Origin of the sequence: Mycetohabitans rhizoxinica HKI 454 (genome assembly GCF_000198775.1) — a bacterium.
Lineage (GTDB): Bacteria > Pseudomonadota > Gammaproteobacteria > Burkholderiales > Burkholderiaceae > Mycetohabitans > Mycetohabitans rhizoxinica.
Map to the genome: position 1 here is coordinate 881,831 of NC_014722.1, position 12,593 is coordinate 894,423.

Here is a 12,593-nt window from a genome sequence, read left to right on the forward strand (position 1 = left end):
AAGGGCAACGAGGAGAGCTTGTGAAGAAGTGTACGACATTCTTGAGAGCGCTGGAAATGATCTCGGACGAGCTGAAACCATCCCGCTATGGGTCTATCTGGTTCATCGCATTCCTAATCGCGGCATCGGCCTTTGTACATGTAATTCGCTGGTGGTAAGTCAATGAGAATCCAGGCATTCGATTTCTCAGTTGATTTGCTACAAGCGTTGCTCTGGCAGTACAACGACGCGGACAATCTGCGCGGACTGCTGGAGCGCAAGCAAGCATGGTACAGCCAGAATCACACCGCGTTTTGGGAGAATTGGATCCGCGATGTATTTGACCTACGTACCGCCAACGATTTTGGGCTGTCGGTCTGGTCGGCCATTCTCGGCGTACCGCTTGCTGTCACTGTGGATCCAACCAAGCCAGGAACGCCTGTTTTTGGATTCGATGTGTCCAACCGGAATTTCGGGCGTGGCAGTTTCGGCTGCAAGTCCTCCTCGACAGTGGGTCTCACCGTCGAACAGAAGCGCACGGTGCTGCGGTTGCGCTATTTCCAGCTCGTCTCACGTGGCACGATTCCCGAGATCAACCAGTTTATGAAGATGCTCCTGGGCGATCAGGGGCAGGTCTATGTGCTTGACCCGAATGACATGACTTATGTCGTTTATGTCTTCACCTTTCAACCCAATCCCGGGTTGACCTTCGTGCTCGACACCTATGATTTGCTGCCGCGCCCGGCAGGCGTCGGCGTGCGCCGGATTGTTGTCACCCGACCGTCGTTTGGCTTAGGTGAGTACAACAAGGATTTTGAACACGGGACTTTTGCGGAGTAACGCATGCAACAAAAATTTTTTGTCAAACCGTTTGCTGTGGCGGGTGACCGCGAAACAGTACCAAACGATATCCAGATCACCGGCGATGTCAGCTATGAGCAGGGCTACGGCTACGACTACCAACGTGACCAAGCGATTGATCCATTAGCCAAGCCGATTGAGCGCAACAAGCACAATGCCATCTTGCACGACATCACTGAGGCGGTGCAGCAATATCAGGTTTTTGGCACGCCGGAGTGGATCACAGCGCAGGACAATGGCGGTACGGCCTATCCCTATGCCCGTCGCGCGCGCGTGAGGTACCGGGCAAGCGAAACAGCCTCATGGGACGTGTACGAATCACTTGTAGATAACAACACGACCGAGCCGAGCGACGCGACAAAATGGGCCTCAGTCATATCGGCCATCGCTTCGCAGGAACAAGCGGTCGCTGGCATCGACAACAGCACGATCATGACGCCGCTAAGTGTCGCGCGAGCCATTTCAGCTTCTTTGCATCAATATAAAATTGGCGAAATTCGAATGTGGCACGGCGTAGCCGAGGACATCCCGACTATGTGGGGGGCTGGTTGGTACCTGTGCGATGGCTCACACGGTACAGCAGATTTACGTGATAAGTTTATCGTGGGGGCAGGCGGACAATATGAGCCCGGTGATACGGGCGGATCGGACACAGTGACGCTTTCCGTTGAGAATATGCCTGTGCACAGTCACGGGGTAATTGATCATGGACACGGCCACGGTGTGCACGACCCAAGCCATAATCACCATGTGAATGACCCCGGGCATGCCCATTTGTACGATAGAGCTGAACATAGGGCCCCACAAAGTGGTAGCAGTACATGGTGCTTCTACGCCAATCAAGGGGCGCATACGGGTACCGCCCACACCGGAATTTGGCTCAATGCATCACACACGGGCATTAGCATACACAACGCCAATGCCAATGTCGCAATTAGCGACGCGGGTGGTGGCGTTGCACATGAAAATCGGCCACCATATTATGCACTGTGCTTTGTGGAGTACCGGGGTATTTGATGCTAAAAACGGCTTGTCAGTCCAAAAATTTTAGTTTTTCTTAAAGAAAAGTATTTGAGATCGACCGAACATTAACTTAAATCTCGTTAACAAACTATGCACGGACTTTACTCCTGGGTATGTTTCCTGGGGCGTTCCCTTGACAACTTTCCGCGTCCACAAATAAGAAAATGGTTTTAGGATAAGATAAAGTGGAAACAGTACTTTTCGCTTTGCCCGGTCAACGCGTATCTCCTTTAAGCTGCAACCTTGGGAGCCGAATATGTAAATGAGGTGAAGTGGCGTAAACGGATTGACGTGCCCACGATCGATCGGCGTCCCATTGGTTTGGCGCATGCTGTTGGCATCGAACTGGAAGAAAGTCCCAGTGAACAGGAACTGAAGTCGAGAATGTAGGTTCGTGATATTGGGCGTGGAAATAATAATAGTGCCTCCTGGGGCCGTCACGCGTACCAACTCTTGGGCGAGTCCAACAGGGTTAATGACATGCTCAATTCCCTCCAGACACGTTACTACATCAAATTCGCCGTCCTTGAACGGTAAAGGTGCCTCCATGTTTGCATTGACAAATCCATTTTTTTTACGGAAATCGACTTTCACGATGGTATGACCCAACTGCTCCAGCGCTTGTGCGAAGTTGCCCAATCCAGCAGGAATGTCGAGAACTCTTGACGGAGATACGTTTTTCTTAAAGTAATCAAGTATCTGATACATATAGCCGGTCAAATAGGGACCGTGAATTTGATGTTTCATAAGCTTCATCTTTTTGTTAAACACATGCCGCCGGGAGAAAAGAACGTACTTGCGACCATACAATCATAAGGCCTCAAACCTTTCCAGCACAATCTTTTCTATGAACTCGGCCCTACGCCGGATTTTTTAGTTCACCAGTCTCAAACTGGAACGCCTATGACCAAAACATTCAATATGTCAACCCTTTTGTCGGTACTGAGTCGAGACGAAGGGCGGCGTTTGAAACCCTACTTGGATACGGCGGGCAAAACCACCATTGGTGTCGGACGTAATTTAACAGATGTCGGAATCAGTGAAGGTGAATGCAGTCTACTACTGGAAAATGATGTGATGCGTTCGATAATGTGGCTCGATCGCCACCTGCCGTGGTGGCGCAGTCTCGATGCGGTACGCCAGCGCGTCATCATCAATATGGCTTTCAACATGGGCCGCAAGCTGCTCACGTTTGCGAACACGCTGGCTGCGATGCAGCGCGGTGATTATGAAGCGGCGGCCAACGGCATGCTTGCCTCGAAGTGGGCCACGCAAGTGGGCGCTCGCGCACAACGTCTGGCGAGCATGATGCGTACCGGAGCAAGTTGATGCAACTCGATGAACACGAAAAAAATCTACTGGCGTTGGCCTTCATCGGTGCAATACTGGGGCTGGATAAGCTGCTTGCCGATGGCGAGCGGGTCAGGCCACGGCTGGTGATGGGCCGCGTCATTGTTGCCGGGCATTAATTCACAGCGCCAATGTCAATGTTGCAATTAGCGACGCGGATGGTGACGTTGCACACGAGGACAGGCTGCCATATTACGCACTGTGCTTTATCGAATATCGGGGCATTTGATCTAGGAGCCGCTTTGCTAGCTAGACTGCCAAACGCTATCAGCCAATCGGTAATGGCCATTTCAGTACTGCATTCCAGCTCATGCTATGTTGAACAAAATTGCGCTACTTTCCAGACTTGGAAAAACAGGGTATCTTTGTTTTTGTGGCGGGATGTGCAGGCTGATCAACGGTTTGTTGCTTAGCCAGCTCAGATGAGCATACCAAACGGAGTTTAGTAATATTCATGAATAGTAATCAAAGTAAAAGCATTGCTTATACTGGTGCAGATCTACTAATTGCTAACGAGGAAAATTTAAAAAACTATAATAATTGGATTGTCAAGCAATTTGTGCGGTGTTTTTGTAAAAATAAATTTTATAAACAGTCGGTGCTCGATTTTGGTGCGGGCGTAGGGACCTTAAGTGCTATTTTTTTGGAAAAAACTGGTATAAAGCCTGTGGCGGTAGAACCTGATCTGCAACAGCGGGAAACTTTGCGCGCTAGGAAATTCAACGCTTACGAATGTATTGATGATGTAGAAGGGCAGTTTGATATGGTTTATACCTCAAATGTTCTTGAACATATCAAAGATGACGTTGCTGCACTTTCAAAAATCAAGAGAAAGCTTACTCCAGATGGTCGTGTGGCTATTTTTGTTCCAGCATTCAATATAATTTGGACAAGCATGGACGATAAAGTTGGACATTATCGCCGGTACACGATACCAATGTTGAAAGCCAGTTTAGAGAAAGCTGGCTTTGAAGTCGAGGAAATCAGCTATCGAGATGCGCTTGGTTTCATGATGGCAGTCGCTTTTAAGTTCATTGGAAATAAATCGGGTGAGCCGAGTCATTTTTCGTTGGTCTTATTTGATAAAATAATATTTCCTGTTAGCCTCGTGTTGGATTTATTTACGAGGCGTTTATTTGGTAAAAATATTCTTGCGATTGCCAAGCCAAGGAATGTTAATTGCTAAGTCTATCAACAGCTATGGTGCGCCTGCTTGCTTTTTGTTTTTAAAATATTGTTGTTGTCGCCACTGACAATGAGGTAGGCGCTCAAAGCCTACAGCAATGAATACAGATGTAGCGAAGATTAACCTGTTCAGCACAATCTTTTTTGCAAACCCGGCCCTGTGCCGGGTTTTTTTTATCGCCTCGAACTCGAGCGCATATGACCAAGATATTCGATATGCCGACGCTTCTGTCGGAATTGAGCCGTGACGAAGGACGACGCCTGAAACCTTACCTGGATACGGCAGGCAAGACCACCATCGGCGTCGGACGCAATTTAACGGATGTCGGAATCAGTGATGTCGAATGCAGTCTACTACTGGAAAATGATGTGATGCGTTCGATAACGTGGCTCGATCGCCACCTGCCGTGGTGGCGTAGTCTCGATGCGGTACGCCAGCGCGTCATCATCAATATGGCTTTCAACATGGGCCGCAAGCTGCTCACGTTTGCGAACACGCTGGCTGCGATGCAGCGCGGTGATTATGAAGCGGCGGCCAACGGAATGCTCGCCTCAAAGTGGGCCACGCAAGTCGGCGCTCGCGCATACCGTCTTGCGACCATGATGCGCACCGGGAAAGAATGATGCACTTGAACGAACATGAAAGAGATCTGTTAAAGCTACTGACTATCGGCGCGATAATCGGACTCGGTAAGCTGCTTGTTGGTGGCGAGCGCATCTGCGCGCGTCTCGTGTTCGGCCGTATGATCATTGGTGCGGCTTTGTCCGCTAGCGCCGGTGCTGCACTGACGGTCTTTAACGATCTGCACCCGACCGCGCTCGTGGGCTTCGCCTCTGCTTTAGGGATCCTAGGGCAGTCGGCGCTGGAGGCGGTCGTTCAAAAATGCGTGGGTAACATGCCGACAGGGCGAGGCGAAGGCACAGATGCTCAGTAAAACCGTTGAAGCAAAAGTGCCGTTTTCTATAAAAATCATACACTTTAATCAAGCATGCAACGCTTTGAGCACGGTGTCGGGCCCTGTCAACACGATTTTGAGCAAGGCGGCAGCGGGACCGGTCGGGTTGCGGCGATGCTGCTCCCAATTTTGCAGCGTCTTGACGCTGACGCGCATTAAGCGGGCAAACTCGTTTTGCGACAGCCTGATCTGCTCGCGCACGGTCTTCACGTCAGGCGTCGTTATCTTGATCCGGCGGGAGGCCGGAGCTTGCCCGTGAGCAATCGCCTTGGCCTCTTTCAGACTTTGCACTAAGTCATCGAGCAATGCTTGTTCCATCACCACAGCTCCTTTACAAACTCGCGCAGCACAGCGGTTTCCCGATCAGTGAGATTATCCTTTTTCGACTTGGGGTAGATCAACAGCATATAAATCTGTTGATCGTCCCTGAGCCAGTAGTAAATCACTCGCACCCCACCACTCTTGCCGCGCCCTGGCAGCGCATAGCGCAGCTTGCGAATTCCACCACCACCTTTGATGATGTTGCCCCGTTGCGGTTTTCCATCAAGACATTTTGAAGGCCCGTATATTCGTCGTCTGTCAGTAGAGCAGCTTGCAAGCGTGTGAGTGTTGGGGTTTCGATGAATTCCATGCCTCATATTTTATACGCCATTGGCGTATAGTGCGGCGGCTAGGGGTGCCGCTGGCTGGCGGCCGGACCGCTGGATATTAACCATGCAAATCAAACCCTCTTGGGTGCTCGTGTTCTTCGCCGCGACGCTATCCGGCGCAGCACTTGGCCTCTACTACTGCGCCCAGCTTGCGCAGGCCCATGCCGAAGCCGCTGTCGTTCGTGAGCGGCACGCCCTGGAGTTGAAAGCCATCTCCAATGCCGTGCTGGCCGCTGAGCGTAAGGCATCGGAGAACCGCCAAGCAGCAGCGAAGAGAATCGAAGCCCTGGATGCGCAACTCACGAAGGAACGCCAAGCCCATGAAACCGACAGTCGTCGTTATCGTGTTGCTCTTGCTGCTGGCACTGAGCGGCTGCGTGTCGCCGTCCGCAACTGTTCAACCCGTGACGACGATCTGTCCGGAATTGCCAGCACCGCCAGCGTGGGCGATGGAGCCACCGCCTACGCAGACCTCGACGCAGCGGTTGCAGAGCGCTTTTTCGCCGTCGCGGCCGACGACCAGCGAGAAATAGACAAGCTTCGGGCGCTTCAGCGTTACGTATGTACGGTGCGGCCGGCGACGGCGGGATGTAGCTAAGCCTGCGCCATCACTTATCACTTATTTGAGCCGTATGGCGTCCGGTTAGCTTGCCTACATTGTCAATGTGCGATAAAGCAGCCCCGCTTGTTGAGTTAACATTACTTTATCCGCCGGCAACCTAGCTTTCGCTGTTCATTGCTGTGCTAATCTGCCCGCTTTTCGCTAGCCTGCTGCGCAGCAGCGCTTTGCGCTGCGTGTGTCTCACTTTTTGCCGAGCTTGTGAATGGATTTTGATCTAAATGCCGCTTTGAACGACTACCAAGCTTACATGTGTGCATTGGAGTCATGTTCGCAGCCTGCCGCGTCGGCCACCCCGCCGACACTGAAACCGGCAAGCGGTGAGCTGGCGAACCCATTGACCAGCCGGCCCACGACATATCATGACCTGCCGCCCGAGCTGATTCAGCAAATCGGTGACTATGTGCCCGTTCAAGACGTGGAGAATTTTTCAACAGTCGATCGTCGTACGTATCATGCGATGCAAACCAGGCGGTTAGTCTACAGCTACTGGCAGCGAGCCAACCAAGCCGTAAGTCTCGCGTCAGTCAACCAGCTGCTCAATGAGATGGATGGCACGCTCGCCGATCCGGTGCAGCACGTCGAGCCGCTTGACGCGTTGCGCCAGCGTCTGCAAGCGTTGCCGGAGGCCGAGCAAGGCGAGGCGTTTAAGCGATTGTTCGCAGCCGCGCAGCGCATTCCGAAGCATGGGTTACAAATACAAAAGGCGCTGATGCTGATGTTTCGTTATTTGCCTTGGTCTCAGCGCCTTGAAGTATTTGACTTCGCTCACGCTTTAGTGGCACAGCGCGAGCCTGAGCAGGACAATGTTTGGCCGGCACTGGCGATTGGGTTGATCGATTTCAACATCGGCTCACCGGAGTTCATCGAGCGTTATCAGGCGCTCTTGGCGCGGCTGCCGTCGCTGAACGTGTCCCAGCAAGCGGAGCTGATTTCGGTCTTGGTCGGGCTACTGGGGCATTTGCATTCGGATAGGGCACACCCAAGTAAATCCGCACAGTATGCGTTTTTGTGTGAACAGGCTCTACGCCTCCCCCCCTCTTATCAGGGTAAGGCAGTTGGCTCGTTGGCGGACAGCATATGGGTCTTGCCTAAAACGGAGCAGCCTGTGCGCTACGCGCAAATGCGCGACTTAGCTTTATCGCTGCCAGACGAGCAGTGGGGAATCGCATTTCGCCGTCTGCCTGTGGCGGCAATCAAGGCGTTGCCGCTTGACCAACATGCACAGGAGTTGGCCTTGCTCGAGCGCCATTTGGCGCGTGTGCCAGCGGCGCAGCGTGAGGGGGCGGCGCTTGGCTTGCTGTCTAGTGTTCGTTATCTGGATGAGGCGCTGTCGCAGCGAGTATGGCCGCAAGGGTTGGCTTTAATCAATGGCAGGGGCGAAGCGGCGTTATTGCGTCTGCTCACCGGGCTTCAGACATATTCTGTGTTCCGGCCCATTAACGATCGCAAATTGCTATTCGCCAAGGCTCAGGTCATCGAGTTTATGGAGGCCAATCGTTTCTCTGAAGCGGCCCGTGCACGCATCCTAGACAGTGTTCGAAATTGGAACTTTCCATGGCTCAGGCATGAGCCATCTTAACGGAGGCGGCGCGCAGAGTGGGTTGTGGCGATCGGCCCATCAGCGCCCTTAATATGAGTTGATACGTGCGTTCGTTTCGGTTAGTCGGTTAGTGTTTCGCGTTGCTAGCGTGTTGCGTCAGTCAGGTGAATACATTGGAGCTTAAACCTTTCTTCGGAGGTGCTTCAATGGATCCGTCATCGTCACGCATTTCGACGCCGACTGTTACTTACCCGCCGTCCATACAGACAGGCAGTTCGAGTGCTCCTCTGCACCAGACTTCGCAGGCGACCCGTCAAGTTGCATCCGGACCGCTCACCAATCTGGCCGCATTGTCGTCAAGGGTACGCGAAGTTGCAGCAGAAACCTTATCAGATGTAAGCGCAGCGATGGCAAGTTGTTGCCCGCCGCCTCGCCCAAGCTCAAGCTCTGGCTCGGAAGGAGAAAATAGGACCCAATTCTTCTCATTAACGCCTCAAGATCTGCTTCACGCCGACGGCACACATCCCTTTTTCCCTTATACGGAAAATCCCCTGAAGAGTTACCAAGCGACTCGGTCCAATTGGACGCAAGCTCAGCATCGCACCTTCTCCGAGGAAGCATTGAGGGTCGCAATAGATGCCTTAGCGCGCGACGAAACAGGTGAACTGGTGGATAGAAATGCCTTCGAGAACATAAGTAATCTGATGTGTTGGAATCTGCCCAGGTATTGTGCGGTCAAAGCGGGGATCATTCCCCAGTCAGAGTATGATTCGATGCACGTGCAGACTGGCTCACTCGATGTAATTTCACTCAACGACAAAAAAGTCAGCAGTGCCGAAGCTCTTAAAGAGGTGCCACGTGGAGACGTCATCGGCTTCTTCGACCCTAACGCGCCGGAGGAACGTCAACTTGTTCATGCGATGATAAGCATGGGCGAAGGCAAGGCCATCGGGTGCAAAAACAACTGCCTGCCTGTTACTGTTGGTAACACAAATGCCTTTCTGGAAGAAGTCGACCTGCATACTCAGCTACTGCGACAAGGAAGATGGACAGAAAACGGTGAAGTCACCCAGCTTGCAGATAATGGTAGCGTGTACAAGAAGTTGATCCTCACCCATCGGCCCCTTAGCGAAATTGGCAAAATTCCCACCTCGGAGCAACCGAGCGGCCAAGCCTCTACATCGGCGCAAGCGTGATGAACGAGCGACGCTGACGGCTCACTCAAGGCAAGCTGCGTAGCTTGCCTTGCAACGTGGGCAGTATGGTCCCGCTGAAGTGCGGCTCGAGAAGCCTACTATTATTACGGATTGTGTTCCGCAAAGCGAAGAACCCTCAAGCGGGATAAGGGTTTGTGGGGCGCGACCCAATCCCAGCGCAACGCGTTTTCGCCGTCGCAGCGGACGGCCAGCGCGAAATAGACAAGCTTCGCGCGCTTCAGCGCTACGTGTGTGCGGTGCGGCCGCAGACGGCTGGATGCAATTGACATCTGCGTCATCAATATTTTAGCTGTATGTCATTCTCGTAGCTTGCCAAGTAACATAGATTACCCTGACGCTGCTAGCTTCGCACTAGCGAGCCGGTTCAAACTCACGCCTTCCTCAGCGGCTTGCATCGCCAGCATACGATGTAGCTGCGGCGGAATACGGACTCGGAACTCTCCGCTGAAATGTCTATCGGCAACGGGCTTGGGAATGCGCTCGCCGTTAGCCTGCATATTAGCCACAGCATCAGCAACGGCTTGGCGAATCCCGGTGAGCGCCTCTTCGGGGGTGGCGGCAAGCCACGAGAGTGAAGGAAATTCTACGCACAATCCCACGTGCTCGCCGTCTTCAGGCGACCATGTAACGCGGTAAGTGTRGTGGTCGATGCTCATTTGGACTGCTCCATCAGTTTGTCAATTGCCATCAGCACCTGACGAACTTGGTACCAGAGGAGCGCTCGAAGTATTCTATGCGCGGCTCCGCAGCAGCCGTTCGGCACGACCGATCAAGAGTTCCCCCTAAGCGCTGCGCTTCAAGTATGCAGCCTCTTCCAAGTCCAACGTGAAATCGAAGACGATCTGAATCGGTTCAGATGGCTGGCGGTTTTGGTTAAAGCTATCAACATCCGATTTCAGTTGCTTGCAGTCGCCGAGGATCTGATGGCGACGCTGCTGAAAGGCCCGTCTCATATGATCGCTCGGCGCAGTGCGAATATCATCCCACAGAACAAGCTGCTCGCCGTCGCCGGTGGTGTATGTTGCCGCGTGTTTTGTTCGAATTCGCCGGCCCTGAGGGTCAGTAACGTACTCGTCTCGAAGTGCTCGTGATAGTTCTTCTGCGCACTGGCCGATGACGGCCGACGGCTGAGGCGCCCAAAGTTTTGCGTTGATCGCCCAGGCGGCGACTTCCCGCATGGTTGCGGGCCATTTGTTGTCGGCACGACGATACTCTTCAACTATGGATTGAAGCTGCTCGTTCTTTGTTGCCATTTTGAACCTCTTACATCGATGATGATTCGATCACACGACGACCAAATCCGTCGGTAACAGCATTTGCAACGACATATTCTCGGACCTTCTCCAAGTGTTTCCTATGGAAGCTCCAGGGAATCAAGCCTCGATTTTGGAGTTGGCCCACAACCAGGCCGGGATGTACTGCGATACGCCGGGCAAAACCAACGATCTGTTCCTCACTAAACATCGGATTGACTCTTGCAATAAAGCCGTCCACTTCCCTCTTAGGAATGAGCGCCTCAGCCGCGTTCTCATTCGCTCTTGTCTCAATATCCGGCTTGCCTGAGCCTGTGTCCATGATGTCTACGTCGAGGATAGGTGCAGCCTGTCCTTCTCCGTGCGCCACGTGATCCAATTCATGCAATAGGGTGTGCCAGAAGTTGTCGACGCGGTCAAACCTCATCGACATTGCGACGACCGGACTTTTTTTGTCCAGCCAGAAGCAGGCGCCGTCGATCTTTGAGCCCGCGATGGCTTCGACAATCACGAAGCGAATTCCGGCCTGTGCCAGAATTCCCGGCACCCGTTGTGTGCCGTCCACGTGGGCTAGTTGTTCGCTGAGTTGAGCCTTCGCCGCTGCCAGTCGCTGAGAATTAAAGCTACCTGCGATAGGCGCGTATGATGCCAACCTCCTTACTCGGCAGAACCATGCCACCTGCGCTACAGGAATCTCATGGTATGTTGTGGCTTTGGCTGCGTAGCAAAGTTGAGGCGATTGCTCAATGTCCTCAATGCCAAAGAACTCCATTATTTGCTGCTGCAACACATCGRCACTTTTGGTTGCTTCAATCCACCCCCGTTTAACCATCTCGCGAACGGGGAAGCGGCCATGCAAGTCTGCCTTGCGTGCAATAGTGTCCTCTTTGTGCCGAACCTTCGATAGCTGGTACTGGCCCTCTAGGTTCATCCAAAGCTCTGGCGACGTGCCCAGTGCCGCGCCCAGCGCGATGGCAGTCTCTGGAGTAATGGAACGCTTGCCGCTGATCACTTCACTGACCAAGCGTGCGTTCTTACCAATAATTTCGGCGAACTCGGCCTGCGTCCACCCACGAGCCTCAAGCTCGTCCTTCAAAAATTCCCCGGGAGGAAAGACCTCGGCTGGAATACGTGCACCCATGCTGCTCTCCGATTCAGTGATAGTCCTCGATGCTGACGACAACGACCAACTTGCCCCCGCTGCGTTTCTTCAGCCGGAGGATGAGACGCCACTGGTCGTTTAACCTCATTGAATGCTCTCCGTCCCTATCTCCTTTCAGCTTCTCGAAGTGGAGCGACTTCAGTGCATAGAAGTCCCGCTCGTCAGTCGCCGCGCGGATGTATTGGAGCCGTTTGCGGTAGGCCTTAACGACAGGCGCAGAAAACCCAGCCGTGAACCCGGCATCGGTTTCCAAGCGGTCGTAGTCTGGGTCAGCGAACTCGATTTCCATTCCGATGAACTTTATACGATTTTACACCATGTGTAAAGATGGATGTTTGGATAAGGCATGCTCTTCGTTCCGCACATGCGCTACGCGGCGCGGGGCGTTTGCCTTGGAGGGGAACGGGGCGGTCGGCGCACGATTTATGCGACGAAGAGACATTCTTGCCACAGCCCCTGCGGGATGGGTGGCTCACATGGGAAGGTGCAGCGGCGGTACACTGGGCAGCTTCTTGTGATTCTGGCACCTTAAGCTAGGTTACTGAATACGAAAAGCATCTAAGCGGGACAAGGGTTTGCGAGTCGTGATCCAATCCCGGCGCAACACGTTTTCGCCGTCGCGGCCGACGACCAGCGAGAAATAGACAAGCTTCGCGCGCTTCAGCGTTACGTATGTACGGTGCGGCCGGCGACGGCGGGATGTAGCTAAGCCTGCGCCATCACTTATCACTTATTTGAGCCGTATGGCGTTCGGTTAGCTTGCCTACATTGTCAATGTGCGATGTGGCAGCCCCG

At 53.1% G+C, this 12,593-nt stretch carries 17 protein-coding genes and 2 pseudogenes; 12 read left to right on the plus strand and 7 right to left on the minus strand.

Annotated features, from left to right (window positions below; genetic code table 11):
- Positions 1-162 precede the first annotated feature (162 nt).
- Together RBRH_RS04015 and RBRH_RS16170 are read left to right on the plus strand one after the other, a co-directional pair.
- Positions 163-819 carry a DUF2612 domain-containing protein gene (locus RBRH_RS04015; protein WP_013434705.1) on the plus strand — a complete coding sequence of 219 codons (657 nt, stop codon included), beginning with the start codon at positions 163-165 and terminating at the stop codon, positions 817-819.
- Positions 820-822: 3 nt separating this feature from the next.
- Positions 823-1,857: a phage tail protein gene (locus RBRH_RS16170; RefSeq protein ID WP_013434706.1), complete on the plus strand. Its 1,035-nt coding sequence runs from the start codon at positions 823-825 to the stop codon at positions 1,855-1,857.
- Positions 1,858-1,887: 30 nt separating this feature from the next.
- Here RBRH_RS16170 and RBRH_RS04030 read toward each other — a convergent pair whose 3' ends face one another.
- The gene (locus RBRH_RS04030; protein WP_157864343.1) at positions 1,888-2,610 is read right to left on the minus strand and encodes a class I SAM-dependent methyltransferase; all 723 of its coding nucleotides are present in this window, start codon (positions 2,608-2,610) and stop codon (positions 1,888-1,890) included.
- Positions 2,611-2,766: 156 nt separating this feature from the next.
- On the opposite strand from RBRH_RS04030, the gene RBRH_RS04035 reads away from it, so the two are divergent.
- The 5 genes from RBRH_RS04035 to RBRH_RS04055 all read left to right on the plus strand — a co-directional run bounded on the left by RBRH_RS04035 (position 2,767) and on the right by RBRH_RS04055 (position 5,333).
- Positions 2,767-3,192 carry a glycoside hydrolase family protein gene (locus RBRH_RS04035; RefSeq protein WP_013434708.1) on the plus strand — a complete coding sequence of 142 codons (426 nt, stop codon included), beginning with the start codon at positions 2,767-2,769 and terminating at the stop codon, positions 3,190-3,192.
- On the plus strand, positions 3,192-3,332 hold the full coding sequence (locus RBRH_RS17020) for a phage holin family protein (protein WP_157864344.1): 141 nt from the start codon (positions 3,192-3,194) through the stop codon (positions 3,330-3,332). Before RBRH_RS04035 ends, RBRH_RS17020 begins: the two co-directional genes overlap by 1 nt.
- Positions 3,333-3,667: 335 nt before the next feature.
- A complete protein-coding gene (locus tag RBRH_RS16175; RefSeq protein WP_013434710.1) occupies positions 3,668-4,399 on the plus strand; it encodes a class I SAM-dependent methyltransferase in 732 nt (243 codons plus the stop codon).
- A gap of 197 nt (positions 4,400-4,596) precedes the next feature.
- Positions 4,597-5,022, plus strand: a complete 426-nt coding sequence (locus tag RBRH_RS04050; RefSeq protein WP_041753224.1) for a glycoside hydrolase family protein — start codon at positions 4,597-4,599, stop codon at positions 5,020-5,022.
- Positions 5,022-5,333, plus strand: a complete 312-nt coding sequence (locus tag RBRH_RS04055; RefSeq protein WP_157864345.1) for a phage holin family protein — start codon at positions 5,022-5,024, stop codon at positions 5,331-5,333. Before RBRH_RS04050 ends, RBRH_RS04055 begins: the two co-directional genes overlap by 1 nt.
- 48 nt (positions 5,334-5,381) lie before the next feature.
- Here RBRH_RS04055 and nadS read toward each other — a convergent pair whose 3' ends face one another.
- Together nadS and RBRH_RS04065 are read right to left on the minus strand one after the other, a co-directional pair.
- Positions 5,382-5,672, minus strand: coding sequence for a NadS family protein (gene nadS, locus RBRH_RS04060; protein WP_041753226.1), 291 nt, complete (start codon positions 5,670-5,672; stop codon positions 5,382-5,384).
- Positions 5,672-5,992 carry a type II toxin-antitoxin system RelE/ParE family toxin gene (locus RBRH_RS04065; RefSeq protein WP_013434715.1) on the minus strand — a complete coding sequence of 107 codons (321 nt, stop codon included), beginning with the start codon at positions 5,990-5,992 and terminating at the stop codon, positions 5,672-5,674. The genes nadS and RBRH_RS04065 overlap by 1 nt, the downstream gene beginning before the upstream one ends.
- A 76-nt stretch (positions 5,993-6,068) precedes the next feature.
- Between RBRH_RS04065 and RBRH_RS04070 the strand changes: the two genes are divergently transcribed.
- The 4 genes and pseudogenes from RBRH_RS04070 to RBRH_RS20090 form a co-directional block, all read left to right on the plus strand.
- On the plus strand, positions 6,069-6,602 hold the full coding sequence (locus RBRH_RS04070) for a lysis system spanin subunit (RefSeq protein ID WP_049786361.1): 534 nt from the start codon (positions 6,069-6,071) through the stop codon (positions 6,600-6,602).
- 226 nt (positions 6,603-6,828) lie between these two features.
- A complete protein-coding gene (locus RBRH_RS04075; protein WP_013434717.1) occupies positions 6,829-8,205 on the plus strand; it encodes a hypothetical protein in 1,377 nt (458 codons plus the stop codon).
- A 167-nt stretch (positions 8,206-8,372) separates the two neighbouring features.
- Positions 8,373-9,362 (plus strand): hypothetical protein, encoded by a 990-nt coding sequence (locus tag RBRH_RS18650; protein WP_157864346.1) that lies wholly within the window; start codon positions 8,373-8,375, stop codon positions 9,360-9,362.
- A 164-nt stretch (positions 9,363-9,526) separates the two neighbouring features.
- Positions 9,527-9,649 (plus strand): annotated as a pseudogene (locus RBRH_RS20090) (lysis system i-spanin subunit Rz); the annotation flags it as partial.
- Positions 9,650-9,709: 60 nt separating this feature from the next.
- Here the strand turns inward: RBRH_RS20090 and RBRH_RS04090 are convergent.
- The 4 genes from RBRH_RS04090 to RBRH_RS04105 form a co-directional block, all read right to left on the minus strand.
- Positions 9,710-10,039 (minus strand): type II toxin-antitoxin system HicB family antitoxin, encoded by a 330-nt coding sequence (locus RBRH_RS04090; protein WP_013434720.1) that lies wholly within the window; start codon positions 10,037-10,039, stop codon positions 9,710-9,712.
- 126 nt (positions 10,040-10,165) lie between these two features.
- Positions 10,166-10,636 (minus strand): hypothetical protein, encoded by a 471-nt coding sequence (locus tag RBRH_RS04095; RefSeq protein ID WP_013434721.1) that lies wholly within the window; start codon positions 10,634-10,636, stop codon positions 10,166-10,168.
- 10 nt (positions 10,637-10,646) lie between these two features.
- A complete protein-coding gene (locus RBRH_RS04100) occupies positions 10,647-11,777 on the minus strand; it encodes a HigA family addiction module antitoxin (RefSeq protein ID WP_041753231.1) in 1,131 nt (376 codons plus the stop codon).
- A gap of 13 nt (positions 11,778-11,790) precedes the next feature.
- Entirely contained in the window at positions 11,791-12,087 is a 297-nt protein-coding gene (locus tag RBRH_RS04105; RefSeq protein ID WP_013434723.1) for a type II toxin-antitoxin system RelE/ParE family toxin, read from the minus strand.
- Between the two features lie 309 nt (positions 12,088-12,396).
- Between RBRH_RS04105 and RBRH_RS20095 the strand changes: the two are divergent.
- Positions 12,397-12,507 (plus strand): annotated as a pseudogene (locus RBRH_RS20095) (lysis system i-spanin subunit Rz); the annotation flags it as partial.
- Between the last annotated feature and the right edge of the window lie 86 nt (positions 12,508-12,593).